18 protein-coding genes are annotated in these 17,502 nt (G+C 71.3%); 12 read left to right on the top strand and 6 right to left on the bottom strand.

The window, feature by feature from the left end; all coding sequences use genetic code 11:
- Positions 1-50: 50 nt before the first annotated feature.
- Positions 51-1,718, bottom strand: a complete 1,668-nt coding sequence (locus OG488_RS14480) for a tetratricopeptide repeat protein (protein ID WP_329229390.1) — start codon at positions 1,716-1,718, stop codon at positions 51-53.
- A gap of 97 nt (positions 1,719-1,815) precedes the next feature.
- On the opposite strand from OG488_RS14480, the gene OG488_RS14475 reads away from it, so the two are divergent.
- Entirely contained in the window at positions 1,816-3,183 is a 1,368-nt protein-coding gene (locus tag OG488_RS14475) for an FAD-binding oxidoreductase (RefSeq protein WP_329229388.1), read from the top strand.
- Positions 3,184-3,208: 25 nt separating this feature from the next.
- On the opposite strand, the gene OG488_RS14470 is transcribed toward OG488_RS14475, so the two are convergent.
- The gene (locus OG488_RS14470; protein WP_329229386.1) at positions 3,209-3,685 is read right to left on the bottom strand and encodes an SsgA family sporulation/cell division regulator; all 477 of its coding nucleotides are present in this window, start codon (positions 3,683-3,685) and stop codon (positions 3,209-3,211) included.
- 217 nt (positions 3,686-3,902) lie between these two features.
- Here OG488_RS14470 and OG488_RS14465 point away from each other — a divergent pair, with 217 nt between their 5' ends.
- Both OG488_RS14465 and OG488_RS14460 read left to right on the top strand, forming a co-directional pair.
- The gene (locus OG488_RS14465) at positions 3,903-5,417 is read left to right on the top strand and encodes an RDD family protein (RefSeq protein ID WP_329229384.1); all 1,515 of its coding nucleotides are present in this window, start codon (positions 3,903-3,905) and stop codon (positions 5,415-5,417) included.
- Between the two features lie 159 nt (positions 5,418-5,576).
- A complete protein-coding gene (locus OG488_RS14460; protein WP_329229382.1) occupies positions 5,577-6,233 on the top strand; it encodes an RDD family protein in 657 nt (218 codons plus the stop codon).
- Between the two features lie 9 nt (positions 6,234-6,242).
- Here the strand turns inward: OG488_RS14460 and OG488_RS14455 are convergent, their stop codons facing one another.
- Positions 6,243-6,530, bottom strand: coding sequence for a hypothetical protein (locus OG488_RS14455; RefSeq protein ID WP_329229379.1), 288 nt, complete (start codon positions 6,528-6,530; stop codon positions 6,243-6,245).
- 381 nt (positions 6,531-6,911) lie between these two features.
- Here OG488_RS14455 and OG488_RS14450 point away from each other — a divergent pair, with 381 nt between their 5' ends.
- Together OG488_RS14450 and OG488_RS14445 are read left to right on the top strand one after the other, a co-directional pair.
- Positions 6,912-9,311, top strand: coding sequence for an immune inhibitor A domain-containing protein (locus tag OG488_RS14450; protein ID WP_329229377.1), 2,400 nt, complete (start codon positions 6,912-6,914; stop codon positions 9,309-9,311).
- Between the two features lie 121 nt (positions 9,312-9,432).
- The gene (locus tag OG488_RS14445) at positions 9,433-9,777 is read left to right on the top strand and encodes a hypothetical protein (RefSeq protein ID WP_329229375.1); all 345 of its coding nucleotides are present in this window, start codon (positions 9,433-9,435) and stop codon (positions 9,775-9,777) included.
- Between the two features lie 51 nt (positions 9,778-9,828).
- Here the strand turns inward: OG488_RS14445 and OG488_RS14440 are convergent, their stop codons facing one another.
- Together OG488_RS14440 and OG488_RS14435 are read right to left on the bottom strand one after the other, a co-directional pair.
- Complete coding sequence (locus tag OG488_RS14440; protein WP_329229373.1) at positions 9,829-10,413, bottom strand: isochorismatase family protein; 585 nt, start codon at positions 10,411-10,413, stop codon at positions 9,829-9,831.
- 173 nt (positions 10,414-10,586) lie between these two features.
- On the bottom strand, positions 10,587-11,915 hold the full coding sequence (locus tag OG488_RS14435) for a nicotinate phosphoribosyltransferase (protein ID WP_329229371.1): 1,329 nt from the start codon (positions 11,913-11,915) through the stop codon (positions 10,587-10,589).
- Positions 11,916-12,003: 88 nt separating this feature from the next.
- Between OG488_RS14435 and clpS the strand changes: the two genes are divergently transcribed.
- The 7 genes from clpS to OG488_RS14400 all read left to right on the top strand — a co-directional run bounded on the left by clpS (position 12,004) and on the right by OG488_RS14400 (position 16,807).
- Positions 12,004-12,312 (top strand): ATP-dependent Clp protease adapter ClpS, encoded by a 309-nt coding sequence (gene clpS, locus OG488_RS14430; protein ID WP_031100168.1) that lies wholly within the window; start codon positions 12,004-12,006, stop codon positions 12,310-12,312.
- A 40-nt stretch (positions 12,313-12,352) separates the two neighbouring features.
- Positions 12,353-12,940, top strand: coding sequence for a DUF2017 domain-containing protein (locus OG488_RS14425; protein ID WP_329229369.1), 588 nt, complete (start codon positions 12,353-12,355; stop codon positions 12,938-12,940).
- Between the two features lie 314 nt (positions 12,941-13,254).
- The gene (locus OG488_RS14420) at positions 13,255-14,685 is read left to right on the top strand and encodes an amino acid permease (RefSeq protein WP_329229367.1); all 1,431 of its coding nucleotides are present in this window, start codon (positions 13,255-13,257) and stop codon (positions 14,683-14,685) included.
- A 113-nt stretch (positions 14,686-14,798) separates the two neighbouring features.
- Positions 14,799-15,233 carry a M67 family metallopeptidase gene (locus tag OG488_RS14415; RefSeq protein ID WP_329229365.1) on the top strand — a complete coding sequence of 145 codons (435 nt, stop codon included), beginning with the start codon at positions 14,799-14,801 and terminating at the stop codon, positions 15,231-15,233.
- 119 nt (positions 15,234-15,352) lie between these two features.
- Positions 15,353-15,466 (top strand): putative leader peptide, encoded by a 114-nt coding sequence (locus OG488_RS14410; protein ID WP_015577357.1) that lies wholly within the window; start codon positions 15,353-15,355, stop codon positions 15,464-15,466.
- A 112-nt stretch (positions 15,467-15,578) separates the two neighbouring features.
- Entirely contained in the window at positions 15,579-15,857 is a 279-nt protein-coding gene (locus OG488_RS14405; RefSeq protein WP_329229364.1) for a MoaD/ThiS family protein, read from the top strand.
- Positions 15,857-16,807 (top strand): PLP-dependent cysteine synthase family protein, encoded by a 951-nt coding sequence (locus tag OG488_RS14400; protein WP_329229361.1) that lies wholly within the window; start codon positions 15,857-15,859, stop codon positions 16,805-16,807. Before OG488_RS14405 ends, OG488_RS14400 begins: the two co-directional genes overlap by 1 nt.
- A gap of 76 nt (positions 16,808-16,883) precedes the next feature.
- On the opposite strand, the gene OG488_RS14395 is transcribed toward OG488_RS14400, so the two are convergent.
- Positions 16,884-17,354: a type II toxin-antitoxin system PemK/MazF family toxin gene (locus tag OG488_RS14395; RefSeq protein WP_329229359.1), complete on the bottom strand. Its 471-nt coding sequence runs from the start codon at positions 17,352-17,354 to the stop codon at positions 16,884-16,886.
- Between the last annotated feature and the right edge of the window lie 148 nt (positions 17,355-17,502).

Genomic DNA, 17,502 nt, shown 5'->3' with positions numbered 1-17,502 from the left:
GCACGGAAGGGGCCCACCCCCCCGGCGGGAGGTGGGCCCCTTCCGTGTCCCTACGGAGCCGCCGTGGCCCCGGACCTCGTGGCCCCCGGCGACGGGGCCGCCGACCGGGCGGGCCGTGCCGTCGGCTCCGGCTTCGGCTCGGACCCCGACTCCGCCTTCGGTTCCTGCTCCGGCTTCTGTTCGGGCTCGGGCGCGGACGAGGGCTCCGGGGCGGCGGAGGGCTCCGGTGCGGCCGAGGGTTCCGGGGCGGGCGGCCGCATGTCCGCCGGGCCGCCCTCCGCCGGCTCGCCCAGCGCCTCCAGGGCCTCCCGCGCCAGCGGGACGGCCAGCGGTGAGAAGCCCGGATCGGTACGCAGGGCCTCCTCCAGATGTCCCCGGGCCGGGCCGTCCTGGCCGAGGGCGCTCTCGATCATCCCCAGGTGGTAGGCGTACGAGGCGTTCCGCACGCCGCTCTCCACCGCCCGCTCGGCGTACTGCACGGCCTCCTCGCTCCGGCCCGCCCGGTGCAGAGACCAGGCCAGGGTGTCGGCCACCGCCGAGCTGCGGCGCTGCGCGTCCCACGCCGTGCGCATCAGCTCCACCGCCGCCTCCGGGTCGCCGTGGTCGGCCTCGAAGCGGGCCTCGGTCAGCGACTCGTCGACCCCGGCCGACCGCGCCCGCGTGAGCAGCTCGCGGAGCGCGGCGTACTGGGTGCGGGCGTCCCCGTCCAGGTCCAGCGACTCGTACAGCTCGCCCAGTTCGAGCACGTACGCGGGGCGGGGCAGCTTCGTCGTCACCGTCCGGTACTCCGCCAGCGCCTCGTCCGTGCGGTCCAGGGCGGCCAGGGCGCGGGCCCGGCCCGCGAGGGAGGGCAGGTGGCCGCGGTCGGTCCGCAGGGCCGCGTCGTACTGCGCGAGGGCCTCCGCCGGCTCCCCGCGCTCACCGGCGAGGTCACCGAGCCGGTGCAGGGCCACGGCCTTCCCGGCGGGCGTCGTGGCGTGGTCGGCAGCCTCCTGCGCCGTGGCGAGCGCGTCCTCGCGCCAGCCCTGGTTGCGGTACATCTCCGACGTCCTGGCGAGGGCGGGCGCGCCCTTGCGCAGCGCCGCGAACTTCTCCGTCGCCCTGGCCGCCGCCGCGTACTCGCCGAGGCCGTTGTAGGCGTCGATCAGCACCGGGTACACCGTCCAGTTCTTCGGCTCCCGGGTGCGGACCGTCTCGCCCCACCTCTTCGCGGCGACGAAGTCGTTGCGCGCGGCGGCGAGCGCCCCGAGGCCCACCCAGGCCTCCGCGTTGCCGCGTTCGCCCGGCTGCGCGGCCAGCGAGCGCTGGAGGGCCTGCTCGGCCCGGCCGTAGTACGCCACGTCCGCCGACCGCCGCCCCCATTCGACGTAGGCCGTGCCGAGCACCGCCCAGGACGGGGCGTCGGCCGGGTGCGTCTCCACCCACGTCTGCCGGTCGCCGATCAGCGCCGTCAGGTCGGACAGGGAGGCGGGGGAGCCCGCGGCGGCCGCGGCCTCGGCCCGCGCCACGGGCCCCGCCACGGGTGGTGCGGCCTCCTCGGCGTCGTCCGGTACGGCGATCACCGCGCCGGCCACCAGCACGGCGGCGGCCAACGCCCCGAACGCCGCCCTGCGCAGCGTGGTGCGCATCGGGGTGGGAGGCGGGGGGACGGCCGTCGCGCCCTGGGGCGGCAGGGGGGAGAGGGGCGGCTCCGGATTCTGCTGCGGCTTGGCATCCATGGCCATCACTCTGCGTCAGTACGAAGATCGCATCGCGCTCCGCGAAGGCTGACGCAGACGGGTTCACACCATTGGCCCCGGGTGTCAGGCTTGGATCATGGACGATCTTCTCGAACGACTGCGCGCGGGGCTCCCGGCCGAGGCACTGATCACGGACCCGGACATCACCGCCTCGTACGCCCACGACATGGCGAGCTTCTGCGACGCCGGCGCCCCCGCCGTCGTGGTGCTCCCCCGCACGGTCGAGGAGGTCCAGCACGTGATGCGGACCGCCACCGCCCTCCGGGTCCCCGTCGTGCCCCAGGGCGCGCGGACCGGCCTGTCGGGTGCGGCCAACGCCTCCGACGGCTGCATCGTGCTCTCCCTGGTGAAGATGGACCGGATCCTGGAGATCAGCCCCGTCGACCGGATCGCGGTCGTCGAGCCGGGCGTCGTCAACGCCACCCTGTCCCGCGCCGTCAACGAACACGGGCTGTACTACCCGCCGGACCCGTCGAGCTGGGAGATGTGCACGATCGGCGGCAACATCGGCACGGCGTCCGGCGGGCTGTGCTGCGTGAAGTACGGCGTCACCGCCGAGTACGTCCTGGGCCTGGAGGTCGTCCTGGCCGACGGGCGGCTCCTGAACACCGGGCGGCGCACCGCCAAGGGCGTCGCCGGATACGACCTCACCCGGCTCTTCGTCGGCTCCGAGGGCAGCCTCGGCATCGTTGTCAAAGCCGTCCTCGCGCTGCGCCCCCAGCCGCCGCAGCAGCTCGTGCTCGCCGCCGAGTTCCCCTCCGCGGCAGCGGCCTGCGACGCGGTGTGCCGGATCATGGAGCGGGGACACACCCCGTCACTCCTCGAACTGATGGACCGTACGACCGTGCGTGCCGTCAACGCGATGGCCTCCATGGGGCTCCCCGAGACCACCGAGGCGCTGCTGCTCTGCGCCTTCGACACGCCCGACCCGGCGGCCGACCTCGCCGCGGTCGGGGAGCTGTGCACCGCGGCGGGGGCCACCGAGGTCGTGCCCGCCGACGACGTCGCCGAGTCCGAACTCCTGCTGCAGGCCCGTCGGCTCTCCCTCCCCGCCCTGGAGACGGTCAAGTCGGCAACGATGATCGACGACGTGTGCGTGCCGCGCTCCCGGCTGGGCGCGATGATCGAGGGGACGGCCGCCATCGCCGAGAAGTTCGGGCTCACCATCGGGGTCTGCGCCCACGCGGGCGACGGCAACACCCACCCCGTCGTCTGCTTCGACCACACCGACGCCGACGAGTCCCGCAGGGCCCGCGAGTCCTTCGACGAGATCATGGCGCTCGGCCTCGAACTGGGCGGCACCATCACCGGCGAACACGGGGTCGGCGTGCTGAAGAAGGAGTGGCTCGCCCGCGAACTGGGCGAGGTGGGCGTCGAGGTGCAGCGCGGCATCAAGGCCGCCTTCGACCCCCTCGGACTGCTCAACCCCGGCAAGCTGTTCTGACGTCACCACCCCACCGCCCCGCCGCTCAGGCCTCGCCGTCCTGTGACTCCTCCTGCGACCAGGGGTCGCTCAGCCACAGGTCGTCGGCCGGCAGCGGGGTCAGCAGCTCGGCGAGGGCGCCGTCCAGGCCGAGCAGGGTGCTCTCGGTCCCCGGAGGCACCACCCGCAGGGTGCGCTCCACCCACGCGGCCAGGGCGACCGAGGGCACCTCCAGGAGGGCGTTGCCGTCGGGCGAGGTGAGCGCGACACAGATGAGGCCCCGGTCCTCGACCCTGGTCGGCCAGATCCGTACGTCCCCGTGCCCGCACGGCCGGAACACCCCTTCCACGAGCAGCTCCCGGGCGAACGTCCAGTGCACCGGCGACTCGGAGCCGATGTGGAAGATGATGTGCACGGCGTACGGGTCGTCGGTGAAGTAGGACAGCCGGGCCGGTACCGGGACGGACCGCTCGGGCGACAGGACCAGCTTCACTTCCAGCTCGCGTTCCACGGCGTTCAGCATGAGGGTGTACGACCTTCCGATGCTCGTAGGGGCCGGTCCCTCGACCGGTCCGCACAAGGAGAGAGCGCCCTCCCGGACGTCTATGACGCGACTTCCCAGAAAAACTTGCCCGGACCCTGAAAGTGGTCCAAACGGCAGGACCGGCCCGGGGGTGCTCGGAGGTCTGGTAAATGTGGACCCTTGTATTGAGGACTCGAAGAGATACGGGACCACGGTGATGAGCGCCCCAACCCCGGCACCCGGTGACGAAAGCCCCCGCGAGGGGTACTACCCCGACCCGTCCATCCCCGGATACGTCCGGTACTGGAACGGCGCCTCGTGGGTCCCCGGTACGAGCCGGCCCGCGCCCCCGCAGGGCGAGACGACACCGGCGACGCCGCCCGCCCCCGCGGCCGACGCCGCTCCCGGACGGCCCGCCCCGGTGGACGAGACCGGGCCGATGTACCTCGACGAGGTCGGCGCCCCGGACAGCGGCGGTGAGGCGGACGTGGCGCCCAGCCGTCCCAGGCCGGCGTCCGCCTGGCAGGCCGACACCTCCCGGCAGACCGGCTTCGGCGGTGAGCGCGACGACCGCGTCTCGTGGGGCGGCCAGGACCCGCGTACGCCCGAACCCGGGCCTTCCACGGCGCCCGCGGCCTCCGCCCCGGCGGACGGCCCGCGGGCCGACCCCCGGCGCCCCGCCGACCCGGACCCGACGCGCGGTGCCCTGCCCGGGATGCGGGACGGCAACGGCGGGGTGACCGACGGCACCGCCGTCCTCCGTCTCGACCGGCCCGGGGGCAGCGGTGGCGTCGACCGGCCCGGTGGCGACGCCGCCCGCCCCCCGGCCGACGGCACGGTCACGATCCGCGCGGTGGGCCCCGGTGGCGCCTCCCGCCCCCCGCACCCGCGCGCACAGGAGCCGGCGGCCCCCGCCGACGGCACCATGACGATCCGCGCGGTGCCGCCCGGCGGCGGCACCCCGCAGCCCTCCGCCCCCGTGCCGGCGCCCACCCCGCCGCAGGCCCAGGCACCGGCCCTGAACACACCCCTCACACCGGGCCCCGGCGGTGGGTCGGCCTCCTGGGCGCAGCAGGCGCACCAGTTCGCGCAGCCCGAGCGGACGGCCCGCCCGCAGCAGCCGGGACCCCGGCAGCAGAGCCCGATGCCGGGGCGGCAGCAGGGCGCCAGGGCGGAGCAGCAGCAGCCCGTCGTGCCCTGGAAGCCCCCGGTGGACGACCCGTTCCAGCAGCTCGCCCGGTCCCAGTCCGCCGCCAGGCCGGCGGGGCTCGGGAAGCGGCTGGCCGCCCGGATCGTCGACACGGTCGTCCTCGGCGCGCTCGTCGGAGCGGTCGGCTTCCCGTTGGTCACCCGGGCGACGGACCACATCGACCGGAAGATCGAAGCGGCGAAGATGTCCGGCGAGACCGTGACCGTCTGGCTCCTGGACGCCACCACGGCCGGCCTCCTCGGCGGTCTGCTCGCCGCCTTCCTGGTCCTCGGCTTCCTCCTGGAGGCCCTGCCCACGGCCAAGTGGGGCCGCACGCTCGGCAAGAAGCTGTGCGGCATCGAGGTGCGCGACATCGAGTCCCACGACGCGCCGACCCTGGGCGCCGCGCTGCGCCGCTGGCTGGTGTACGGGGTGCTGGGGCTGCTCGTCGTCGGCGTGCTCAACGTGCTGTGGTGCCTGATCGACCGGCCGTGGCGCCAGTGCTGGCACGACAAGGCCGCCCGCACCTTCGTCGCGGGCTGAGGAAGGCCCCGTACGCTCGTGTGCGCGTGCTGAGGAAGGCCCCGCACACCCGTGTGCGGGGGGCCGGGAAGGGCCCCCGTACGCCCGTGTGCTGACGCCCCGTCCCCCGAAGGGACCTCAGCCGTTGCGGGTCCTCGCGGGCCGGGGTGCACTGCCCCCATGAGTAACGAACCACCGCCTCCGCCGCCCGACGACGACCCCTTCTCGAAGCGGCCGCCGCAGGGGCCTCCGCCCCCGTCGAGCGGCTCTCCCTACGACGGGGGGACGCCGCCACCGCCGCCGCCGCGCGACCCGTACGGGGGCGGTGGTCCGTACGGCGGTGCGGATCCGCTGGCCGGCATGCCGCCGCTCGCCGAACCTGGCAGGCGGATCCTGGCGCGGCTGATCGACTTCCTCATCATCTCGATCCCGCTGTATCTGATCTCGCTGCCCTTCGGCGGCGCGGTCGACGTCTCGACGGACGACGCCGGCGACGACTTCGGCAACGCGATCGGCAACACCTACAGCGGCCATCAGCTGGTCTGGTCGCTGATCGGCCTGGTCGTCTACGTCGCCTACGACACGTACTTCACCCACAAGGACGGCCGGACGCTCGGCAAGCGGCTGCTGAAGATGCGTGTCGCGATGCTCAACGACGGTTCGGTCCCCGACACGAGCTCCTCGCTGATGCGGGCCGTCGTGCTCTGGCTCCCGGCGCTGCTGTGCTGCCCGTGCCTGTGGTGGCTCATCAACATCGTGCTGATGTTCACCGACAAGCCCTACCGGCAGGGCCTGCAGGACAAGGCGGGCAAGACGGTGGTCGTCAGCGTGCCGTGAGCCGCGGGGTCAGCGGTGCAGCGAATGCTCGCCGACGCGCTCCCGCTGGGCGGCGGCGATCTCTATGTCCTGGATCGTGCGGTGGGTACGGGCCGCGGTGGGCGGAGCCGTCCTGCGGACCGTCTTCGCCCGGGCCGGCAGGGCCACGGCGACCAGCAGGCCGAGCACCAGGGCCGCGGTGCCGACCAGGGCGACACCGATGCCCGACTCGGTGCGGAACAGCAGCAGCATGGCGAGGGCGGAGAAGACGACGGTGGCCGAACCGTAAAGGATCTGTGCGGCAGTCGGACGCGGCATGGCGGTATCCGTCCTCGGGGCGTCGGATAGGGAAGTCTCTCAACACGTTCGCACTGTCAATCGACTCTACGACGGTGGATGCCCGTGAGGAACCGGTAGTAAGCGTGACCTAACCCACGGTGCCGGTGCACAGGGGGCGCACGGAGTCACGTCCGCGCCAACAGGAGTCCTCGACGCGCCGGTTGGACGCGCGGGCCTCCCGGGCGCACGTCCGGATACCGGGAAGGGCCTCCCGCATAGTGCACTTGGTATGTGCAAGTCAAGATCTGTCTTTTCTCTCATAACTCCGATCGAATGTCGTCACTTGTGACGCGTTGAACGCGCGCGGCCCTGTATTCACCCCCTGGCCGCGGACGCGAACGCCGGGGAGGACTGCATCAAGTGACCACTCAGAGACGGGCGCTACGCGCCACCGCGGTAGCCGTGGCCCTGGCCGCCACCGCCGCGACGGCGTCCACCTTCGCCACCGCCCAGGCGGACGACAAGGCGCCGGGATCCGGCACCTCCGTCGTCGACCGGCGCGACCCCGCGCCGGTCAAGGCGACCGAGCACGACCTGGAAGGCCCCTTCAGCAAGGAACAGGACGCCCAGCGGCAGGCCGCGCTGGAGCAGGTCCTGTCCGGCGACAAGAAGGTCACCTCCAAGGGAGGTTCCAAGGTCGTCAAGCTCGGCAAGAGCAAGTACGTCGAGCTGGGCCGGGAGAAGACCGACAAGATCTTCACCATCCTCGTGGAGTTCGGCGACAAGATCGACGACACCACGATGTTCGACCCCGACGGCGAGGGTCCGAAGCCGCCCGTCAAGAAGTACGGCGGCACACCGGGCCCGCTCCACAACGAGATAGCCGAGCCCGACCCGGCGAAGGACAACAGCACCGCCTGGCAGGCCGACTACGACCAGCAGCACTTCCAGGACCTGTACTTCGGTCAGGGCAAGGGCAAGGAATCGCTGAAGACGTACTACGAGAAGACGTCCTCCGGGCGCTACTCGGTCGACGGCGAGGTCTCCGACTGGGTCAAGGTCCCGTACAACGAAGCCCGTTACGGTTCCAACTACTGCGGCTCGACCAACTGCGCCAACGTCTGGGACACCGTCCGCGACGGCGTCAACGCCTGGGTCACCGACCAGAAGGCCAAGGGCCGCACCCTCGACGAGATCAAGGCCGACCTCGCGCAGTACGACGCGTGGGACCGCTACGACTTCGACGGTGACGGCAACTTCAACGAGCCCGACGGCTACATCGACCACTTCCAGCTGGTCCACGCCGGCGAGGACGAGTCCGCGGGCGGCGGTGTCGAGGGCACGAACGCCATCTGGGCGCACCGCTGGTACGCGTACGGCACCAACGCCGGCGCCACCGGCCCCACGGGCAACAAGGCCGGCGGCGCCGAGATCGGCGACACCGGCATCTGGGTCGGCGACTACACCGCGCAGCCCGAGAACGGCGGACTCGGCGTCTTCGCCCACGAGTACGGCCACGACCTCGGCCTGCCCGACCTGTACGACACCTCCGGCGGCGGCGAGAACAGCGTCGGCTTCTGGTCCCTGATGTCGGCGGGCTCCTGGCTCGGCACCGGCGACGGCCAGATAGGCAACCTCCCGGGCGACATGACCGCCTGGGACAAGCTCCAGCTGGGCTGGCTCGACTACGCGACGGCCAAGGCCGCCACGAAGTCCACGCACAAGCTGGGCGTCTCGGAGTACAACACCAAGGACAAGCAGGCGCTCGTCGTCGAGCTGCCCGAGAAGGAAGTCACCACCACCGTGACGAAGCCCGCCGAGGGCTCGAAGCAGTGGTGGAGCGACATGGGTGACGACCTGTCGAACACCCTGACCCGCCCGGTCGACCTGACCGGCAAGTCGTCCGCCTCGCTGGACCTGTCCGGCTGGTACGACATCGAGGCCGACTACGACTACCTCTACACCGAGGTCTCGGAGAACGGCGGCACCAGCTGGACCGCGCTCGACGGCACCGCCGACGGCCAGGCCATCCCGCGTGACGCCAGCGACAAGCCGGCCCTGACCGACGTCTCCGGCGCGTACAAGAAGCTCGTCTTCCCGCTGGACGCCTACGCGGGCAAGAAGATCGACCTGCGCTTCCGCTACCAGACGGACGGCGGCGCGGGCGGCAAGGGCTTCGCGGCCGACGCCATCACCGTCACCGCCGACGGCGCCGCGCTCCTCACGGACGACGCCGAGGGCGACGACAACGGCTGGACCGCCAAGGGCTTCTCGCGGATCGGTGAGTCGTTCACCAACGACTACCCGCAGTACTACCTCGCGGAGAACCGCCAGTACGTCTCGTACGACAAGACCCTCGAGGTCGGCCCGTACAACTTCGGCTTCACCACCACCCGCCCGGACTGGGTCGAGCACTACGCCTACCAGAACGGCCTGATGGTGTGGCTCTGGGACACCTCCCAGAAGGACAACAACACCTCGGTCCACCCCGGACAGGGTCTGATCCTTCCGGTGGACTCGCACGCCAAGCCGCTGAAGTGGTCGAACGGCACGCTGCTGCGCAACAAGATCCAGCCGTTCGACGCGCCGTTCAGCTGGTACCCGAACAAGGGCTTCACGCTCCACAACGCGGACGTGGCGCTGAAGATCAAGCCCTCGCTGGGCGTCCCGGTCTTCGACGACCGCAAGGGCACCTACTGGTACGCGGAGAACCCGACAGGAAGTGTCAAGGTTTCTGACACCAACACCCGGCTCTCCATCGTGAACGAGCCGCTCAGCGGCTCGACGATCACCGTGAACGTCGGACCCTCGGGCAAGTAGTCCGAAAAACGCCTGGTCACAGCATGATCGGCCGTCGCCCTCTAGCGGGCGGCGGCCGATCGTGTTTAGGTGCGTCCTACCGATCCTTATTGACACGAAGTCTTACGGGGGAGTGCGAAGCATGGCAGGCGGAGGTTTCTGCAGGTTGCCCAACGGCACCGTGGTGGTGGCACTGACATTGAACGGCCCGGTCGGCGGATCCGGCCCCGGAGAGCCGGTCCGGGTGCTCGTGCACGCGGCGAACCGGGCGCGCGCCCTGACCAGGCTGCGCAACCTCGGGCTGCGGGCCGTCTACCTCCGGGGCAACGCCCAGCCGCCCACACCGGACGAGATCACGGCGGTCCTGCACCACCCGGACGGGCTGCTGTGGCGGACGGCGCCCCAGACCGGCCAGGAGCTCTGGCACCCGATACGGGCGCTGCTGGGAACCTCCGGATACGCGGGACCGGCCCGCCCGGCCGCCTGAGCGCGCCGGGGAGGGGCCGCGGAGGGGCCGGGGAGACCGGAGAAGAGGGGATCAGACGACCGGCTTGCCCGACAGCTCCACACCCGCGGTCCGCAACTCCTCCAGGGCCCGTTCCGTGGTCCCCTCGGCGACCCCGGCCGTCAGCTCCAGCAGGACGTGCGTGGTGAAGCCCTCACGGGCGGCGTCCAGGGCGGTGGCCCGCACGCAGTGGTCCGTGGCGATGCCGACGACGTCGACGGCGGTGACGGAGCGGTCCCGCAGCCACTGGGCCAGCCCGACCCCGTTCTCGTCGACGCCCTCGAAGCCGCTGTAGGCCGCGGCGTACGCCCCCTTGTCGAAGACGGTGTCGATCGCGCCGGACGCCACGGCGGGGGCGAAGTTGGGGTGGAAGCCCACGCCCTCCGTGCCGGCGACGCAGTGCGGCGGCCAGGAGTGCTCGAAGTCCGGGGCCGCCGAGAAGTGGTCACCGGGGTCGATGTGGTGGTCGCGGGTGGCCACCACATGGCTGTATCCGGGCTGGGCCTCACCGATCAGGTCGGTGATGGCGGCGGCGACATCGGCGCCGCCCGCCACCGCGAGGCTGCCGCCCTCGCAGAAGTCGTTCTGAACGTCGACGACGATCAAGGCGCGATGCATGACGGTTGTCCTTCGGTGGGGGTTGGACGGGGCGGGCGGACATCGACGGCGGGGATGCCACCGAGCCTAGAGACTCGGCGCACCCTGCGGGAGGGGGCACACGCACCCGCTCTCGCACCGGGACCGGCACGGTGTCCCGCCCTCGGAGCGTGACACCGGGGCCGGGCCCCGCCTCACACGTACTCGGTGGGCAGCACCGGCTCCCCGCGGGACAGCTGCATCGCCGACATCGGGAGCCCCGCCCGCGCCGCGATGTGCCGGTCCCGCGCGGCCTCCAGCGGCTCCCGGGCGACCACCTCGCCGCCCCTGACCAGCTCCACCAGCAGCTGGCGGCCGGCCAGCTCCGGCGGGACGTCACCGGTGCCGACGACCTCCGCCTCGGCGACCCCGTACGCGTCCAGCCGGCGGGCCGCCCACTTGCGGCCGCCCCTCGACGACTTCGCGCCCAGCGACTTCTTCACCACCGGCAGCAGGGGGTCGGCCGGATCGGCCGACCGCGCCCGCGCCACCAGCTTGTAGACCATGGAGCACGTCGGGTGCCCGCTCCCGGTGACCAGCTGGGTGCCCACCCCGTACGTGTCGACGGGCGCGGCGGCCAGCGAGGCGATCGCGTACTCGTCCAGATCGGACGTCACCACGATCTTCGTCTCCGTGGCCCCCAGCTCGTCCAGCTGCTGGCGGACCCGGTGCGCGACGAGCAGCAGGTCGCCCGAGTCGATGCGTACGGCGCCGAGCTCCGGCCCCGCGACCTCCACCGCCGTGCGGACGGCCTCGGTCACGTCGTACGTGTCCACCAGCAGCGAGGTGCCCCGGCCCAGCGAATCCACCTGCGCCTGGAAGGCGTCGCGTTCGCTGTCGTGCAGGAGCGTGAAGGCGTGCGCGCTCGTCCCGACGGTCGGGATGTTGTACCGGAAGCCGGCCGCCAGGTCAGAGGTGGTGTGGAAGCCACCGATGTACGCGGCACGGGCCGAGGCCACCGCCGACAGCTCGTGGGTGCGCCGGGCGCCCATCTCGATCAGCCTGCGGCCGCCCGCGGCGGCCGACATCCGGGAGGCGGCGGCGGCGATCGCCGAGTCGTGGTTGAGGATCGACAGGATCACGGTCTCCAGCAGCACGCACTCGGCGAAGGAGCCCTCGACCCGCAGGAGCGGCGAGCCCGGGAAGTACACCTCGCCCTCCGGGTAACCCCAGATGTCGCCGCTGAACCGGTAGTCGGCCAGCCAGTCGACGGTGGGGCCGTCCACGACCTTCTGGTCGCGCAGGAAGCCGAGCATCTCGTCGTCGAAGTGGAAGTTCTCCACCGCGTCCAGCACGCGCCCGGTGCCCGCGACGACGCCGTAGCGCCGGCCCTCGGGCAGCCGGCGGGTGAAGGCCTCGAAGACGGAGCGCCGGCCGGCGGTGCCGGCCTTCAGTGCCGCCTGCACCATCGTGAGCTCGTACTGGTCGGTGAAGAGCGCGGTCGACGGGACACCGACCCGACGACCAAGGTCCGCTGAGTTCATGCCGGGGATGCTACTCCCTATTCGTCAAAGTGACGAGATGGGGGCGCCGTTTGTGCGCGGGCCCCCCTCTGGTGGCAGCATGGGGTAGGTGAGCGTTGCTGCCCCCGTAGAGATCGAACGTCCCGAATCGGCCGAGGAGACCTTCGCCGTCCCTGAGCCCGATGTCCCCTGGGTGACGCTGGTGCACAACGACCCGGTCAACCTCATGAGCTATGTGACGTATGTCTTCCAGGCCTACTTCGGCTACTCGAAGGACAAGGCGCACAAGCTGATGCTCGACGTCCACCAGAAGGGCCGCGCGGTCGTCTCCAGCGGCAGCCGCGAGGAGATGGAACGCGACGTCCAGGCCATGCACGGCTACGGGCTCTGGGCCACGCTGACCCAGGACCGCAACTGACCCACCGCTGCCCTCCGTCCGACCCATCATCGGAGAATTCATGGCCGGCCACTTCGAGGCCACCCCAGGCGGCGGCGCGTCCGTCGCCCTCGACGAGGTCGAGATCGCCATCCTGCGCTCCCTCGCCGTCCAGCTGCTCGAACTGATCGGTCCCGGCGACGAACCCGCCGAGGGCGAGGACCCGCTCGCCGCCCTGTTCGCGGAGGGCCCCAGCGAACCGCCCACCGACCCCGCCCTGGCCCGGCTCTTCCCCGAGGCCTACGGCGACGCGGACAAGGAGCTGCGCGAGGCGTCCGCCGAGTTCCGCCGCTTCACCGAGAACGACCTGCGCACCCGCAAGCGCGAGGACGCCCTCGCCGTCGTGCGGTCGCTGGACGCCCTCGCCCCCGTCCCGGACAGCGGCGCGGTGCTCTCCCTCACCACCCAGGAGTGCCACCACTGGCTGGGCTCGCTCAACGACCTCCGGCTCACCATCGGCACCCGCCTCGAGGTGTCCGACGAGGACGAGGGGCAGGACGGCTCGCTCTACCGGCTGCCCGACACCGATCCGCGCAAGCCGATGGTGATGGCCTATCTCTGGCTCGGAGCACTCCAGGAAACGCTCGTGGAAACGCTGATGCCCGACTGACGCATGACCGGGGCCCGCCGGGTTCGCTCAACGGATGCTCAAATCCGAATAACGATCCCGTCACCTGAATGGCCTTCTTTGCAGCGGCTGGAAACTCTTGTCCGCTTTTTCCTGTGGCGTGCGCCACATAATGACCGGTGGCCTCACCGGGTACCCGTGATAAATCTTCACGACCGCCCGGGGACGCCACCCCTGTCCCCGGGGGCGCTACGAGCCGGCCGAACGCCGGCGGCACTCCATCCATATCCGGGGGGATCAGGACCTGATCCGACGCCGACGACGGCGCGGATCGGCGTGGAGAAAGGCGCACCACCATGACATCGGCGCAGGTCGACAACGGACAGGCGGACGGCCCGAAGGCCGTCGACGCCCCGGCGGGCGAGGGCTACCAGCGTGGCCTCGGAGCCCGCCAGATCCAGATGATCGCCATCGGCGGAGCCATCGGCACGGGGCTCTTCCTCGGCGCGGGCAAGGCCATCGACAGGGCGGGGCCCAGCCTCATCCTGGCGTACGCCATCGCGGGCCTCGTCATCTTCTTCATCATGCGCGCCCTGGGCGAACTCCTCATGTACCGCCCGGTGTCCGGCTCCTTCTCGGAGTACGCGCGTGAATTCCTCGGACCGTTCTTCGGATTCGTCACCGGCTGGACCTACTGGCTCTTCTGGGTCGTCACCGGAATCACCGAAGTCACCGCCGCGGCCACCTATATGACGTACTGGTGGGATATTCCGCAGTGGCTGTCCGCGCTGGTGTTCACCTTCATTCTGTACGGCGCCAACCTGATCTCGGTGAAGCTCTTCGGCGAGCTCGAGTTCTGGTTCTCGATGGTCAAGGTCACCGCGATCCTCGGCATGATCCTCATCTGTGCCGGCGTGCTCACCCTCGGCTTCTCCGACGCCGGTGACACCGCGACCGTCGCCAACCTGTGGAACGACGGCGGCTTCTTCCCCGAAGGCATCAGCGGCACGCTGATGACCCTCCAGATCGTGATGTTCGCGTTCCTCGCCGTCGAGCTGGTCGGCGTCACCGCGGGCGAGTCCAAGGACCCGAAGACCGTCCTGCCCAAGGCCATCAACACCGTGCCGTGGCGCATCGCCGTCTTCTACGTCGGCGCGCTGATCATGATCCTCTCCGTGGTCCCGTGGAGCACCTTCAAGCCGGGCGTCTCGCCCTTCGTCGCCGCGTTCCAGGAGATGGGCCTCGGCATCGGCGCCGCGATCGTCAACTTCGTCGTGCTCACCGCCGCGCTCTCCTCCTGCAACTCCGGCATGTACTCCACCGGCCGCATGCTGCGCGACCTCGCACTCAACGGCCAGGGCCCCAAGGCCTTCACCAAGCTGACGAAGAACGGCCTCCCGCTCGTCGGCACCACGTTCTCCGCCGCGCTGATGCTCGTCGGCGTCTGGATCAACTACCAGTGGCCGGGCGACGCCTTCAACTATGTCGTCTCCTTCGCGACCATCTCCGGCATGTGGGCCTGGATCATGATCCTCGTCTGCCAGATCCGCTACCGCGCCAAGGCCGACCGCGGCGAACTGCCCCAGTCCACCTTCAAGGCGCCCGGGGCACCCTTCAGCAGCTGGTTCGCCCTCGCGTTCATCGCCCTCGTCATCGTCATGATGGCCATCGACAAGGACGCCAGGATCTCGCTGTACTGCGCCCCGGTGTGGGGCCTCCTCCTCGGCGTCTCCTACCTGGTGCTCAAGGCCCGCAACCCCGAGAACACCGCCTTCGCCAAGCGCTGACCCGCGCCACGGCGCCTCCGGGACACCGGCCGCCCCAACGGCCCTGTCCGGCATCCGGGCCCTTCCGTACCACCCCTCGGTACGGGAGGGCCCGTCTGTCTATCCTGGGCGCCATGCTGACCCTCACCCAGGCGCTCCACGACCAGATCGTCGCCCACGCCCGCGCCGACCACCCCGACGAGGCGTGCGGCGTCGTCGCCGGCCCCGCAGGAACGGGCCGCGCCGAACGCTTCGTCCCCATGCTCAACGCCGCGCGCTCGCCCACGTTCTACGAGTTCGACTCCTCGGACCTGCTGAAGCTCTACCGCGACATGGACGACCGCGACGAGGAGCCGGTGATCATCTACCACTCCCACACCGCGACCGAGGCATACCCCTCCCGCACCGACCTCACCTACGCCAACGAGCCCGGCGCCCACTACGTGCTGGTCTCCACCGCGGACACCGACGACGCCGGACCCTTCCAGTTCCGCTCGTACCGCATCGTGGACGGCGAGATCACCGAGGAAGAGGTCGAGATCGTCGAGGCGTACCCCCCGGCGGCCTGACCTCCGAGGGCGGATCCGGAACCACCGGCTCCCGCCGCATGTCCGACTGGCGAACGCTCACCATCCAGCATGTGGGATCACACTCCGGGTTCGGGGTAGGGAATCGATACGATGAGCGCATGGTTCCCCATGACGTGAGCGACAAGACGCCGGGCATGCTGCTCGTCGCGCGGCTGCACGTCGACCTGTGCAGGCTCTCCAGCGCGATGTGTCCGGCTGCCGCCTGCCCGTGAACCGCCCGGCCAGAGCCGCGGCCCGAGCGCACCACGTACGCACCACCCCCGCGCGGGGGCACACAAACGCGCGCCCCACGCCACCTCCCCGCTTTCGACAGGAGCCCACGCCATGGCCATCGAGGTCCGCATCCCGACCATCCTCCGCACCTACACCGACGGCGCCAAGGCGGTCGAAGGCAGCGGGGAGACCCTCGCCGACCTCCTGACCGACCTGGAGACCCGCCACAACGGCATCCGTGAGCGCATCGTCGACGGCGACCAGCTGCGCCGCTTCGTGAACGTCTACCTCAACGACGAGGACGTCCGCTTCCTCGACGGCATCTCCACCAAGCTCACCGACGGCGACAACGTCACCATCCTCCCGGCCGTCGCCGGCGGCATGCGCTGATGCGGTACGACTCCCCGCTGGCGGCCGTGGGCAACACCCCCCTGGTCCGCCTCCCGCGGCTGTCCCCGTCCGAGGACGTCCGGATCTGGGCCAAGCTCGAGGACCGCAACCCCACCGGCTCGATCAAGGACCGCCCCGCGCTCCACATGGTCGAACAGGCGGAGAAGGACGGCCGCCTGACACCCGGCTGCACCATCCTCGAACCCACCAGCGGCAACACCGGCATCTCCCTCGCCATGGCGGCCACCCTCAAGGGCTACCGCATCGTGTGCGTCATGCCGGAGAACACCTCGCAGGAGCGGCGCGACCTGCTCACCATGTGGGGCGCCGAGATCATCTCGTCCCCCGCTGCCGGAGGCTCCAACACCGCCGTACGGGTCGCCAAGGAACTCGCCGCCGAGCACCCCGACTGGGTCATGCTCTACCAGTACGGAAACCCGGACAACGCCGGCGCCCACTACGCCACCACAGGCCCGGAGATCCTCACCGACCTCCCGTCCATCACGCACTTCGTGGCCGGCCTCGGCACCACCGGCACCCTCATGGGCGTCGGCCGCTACCTCCGCGAGAACAAGCCGGACGTCAGCGTCGTCGCCGCCGAACCCCGCTACGACGACCTCGTCTACGGCCTGCGCAACCTCGACGAGGGCTTCGTACCCGAGCTCTACGACGCCTCCGTGCTCACCACCCGCTTCTCCGTCGGCTCCGCCGACGCCGTCACCCGCACCCGCGAGCTCCTCCAGCAGGAGGGCATCTTCGCGGGCGTCTCCACCGGCGCCGCACTCCACGCCGCGATCGGCGTCGGCCGCAAGGCGGTCACGGCGGGCGAGTCCGCGGACATCGTCTTCGTCGTCGCCGACGGCGGCTGGAAGTACCTGTCGACCGGCGTCTACACCGCCCCCACGACAGAGGCCGCCATCGAGACCCTGCACGGCCAGCTCTGGGCCTAGACCCGCTCACGCACGACACGGCCGGCACCGGGAGGCGCGGGGCGGGAGGACATCCCGCCCCGCGCCTCCCGCATGCTCACCCCAGGCCGCGCACCCGACCCCACACCCCCGGGTCCAGCTCGCCCGCCTTCCGCCGGAACCCCGACACCGCCACGTCCCGCAGCTCGTCCGTCTCCAGGAAGCTCTGCCGGCCCCGCGCGTCACCCACCGAACCGGGCGGCAACGCGATCACCCCGGGCCGCTCCTCATGATGCTTGCTCGTGATCTTGGCGACGACCGCCGTGCCACCCCGCACCGACAGCACCAGGCACGGCCGGTCCTTCGACCCCGGCCCGTCCTCGAACGGCACATCGGCCCACCAGATCTCCCCGGGCCGCGGAACCCCGTGCGGCCGCCCCCTCTTCCGCTCGGGAGCACGCCCCGGCGGACGCGTCCGCCCACCCGGACGCCGCGGACCACGGCCACCACGCCCCCGCGCATCGGAGACCGACGCCACGAGCGCCAGCAGGACAACGACGGCCAGTGCCGCCCACCACCACGAGTTCATGCACCGACCGTACCGGCGCGCCGCACGGCACCCGGCCTTCCATCGAACCGGTGACAGCACAGGTGAGTTCCCCCACAACGGCAGGCCGTGGAGGAGCGACCAGCTGTTTCGCGCCTTACGCTCGACGAACCGCACGAACCCTCCCCGT

It is taken from the genome of Streptomyces sp. NBC_01460 (assembly GCF_036227405.1).
Lineage (GTDB): Bacteria > Actinomycetota > Actinomycetes > Streptomycetales > Streptomycetaceae > Streptomyces.
Note: the sequence above shows the minus strand (reverse complement) of the source record. Positions and strands in the feature narration are given on the sequence as shown.

Bases quoted from the DNA above. Each gene is read 5' to 3' on its own strand.
- OG488_RS14425 (WP_329229369.1), top strand. From the start codon at position 12,353: ATGGCCGGCCACTTCGAGGCCACCCCAGGCGGCGGCGCGTCCGTCGCC.
- OG488_RS14420 (WP_329229367.1), top strand. From the start codon at position 13,255: ATGACATCGGCGCAGGTCGACAACGGACAGGCGGACGGCCCGAAGGCC.
- OG488_RS14455 (WP_329229379.1), bottom strand. From the start codon at position 6,530: ATGCCGCGTCCGACTGCCGCACAGATCCTTTACGGTTCGGCCACCGTC.
- OG488_RS14405 (WP_329229364.1), top strand. From the start codon at position 15,579: ATGGCCATCGAGGTCCGCATCCCGACCATCCTCCGCACCTACACCGAC.
- OG488_RS14475 (WP_329229388.1), top strand. From the start codon at position 1,816: ATGGACGATCTTCTCGAACGACTGCGCGCGGGGCTCCCGGCCGAGGCA.
- OG488_RS14460 (WP_329229382.1), top strand. From the start codon at position 5,577: ATGAGTAACGAACCACCGCCTCCGCCGCCCGACGACGACCCCTTCTCG.
- OG488_RS14415 (WP_329229365.1), top strand. From the start codon at position 14,799: ATGCTGACCCTCACCCAGGCGCTCCACGACCAGATCGTCGCCCACGCC.
- OG488_RS14445 (WP_329229375.1), top strand. From the start codon at position 9,433: ATGGCAGGCGGAGGTTTCTGCAGGTTGCCCAACGGCACCGTGGTGGTG.
- OG488_RS14440 (WP_329229373.1), bottom strand. From the start codon at position 10,413: ATGCATCGCGCCTTGATCGTCGTCGACGTTCAGAACGACTTCTGCGAG.
- OG488_RS14400 (WP_329229361.1), top strand. From the start codon at position 15,857: ATGCGGTACGACTCCCCGCTGGCGGCCGTGGGCAACACCCCCCTGGTC.
- OG488_RS14395 (WP_329229359.1), bottom strand. From the start codon at position 17,354: ATGAACTCGTGGTGGTGGGCGGCACTGGCCGTCGTTGTCCTGCTGGCG.
- OG488_RS14480 (WP_329229390.1), bottom strand. From the start codon at position 1,718: ATGGATGCCAAGCCGCAGCAGAATCCGGAGCCGCCCCTCTCCCCCCTG.
- OG488_RS14435 (WP_329229371.1), bottom strand. From the start codon at position 11,915: ATGAACTCAGCGGACCTTGGTCGTCGGGTCGGTGTCCCGTCGACCGCG.
- OG488_RS14410 (WP_015577357.1), top strand. From the start codon at position 15,353: ATGGTTCCCCATGACGTGAGCGACAAGACGCCGGGCATGCTGCTCGTC.
- OG488_RS14470 (WP_329229386.1), bottom strand. From the start codon at position 3,685: ATGCTGAACGCCGTGGAACGCGAGCTGGAAGTGAAGCTGGTCCTGTCG.
- OG488_RS14465 (WP_329229384.1), top strand. From the start codon at position 3,903: ATGAGCGCCCCAACCCCGGCACCCGGTGACGAAAGCCCCCGCGAGGGG.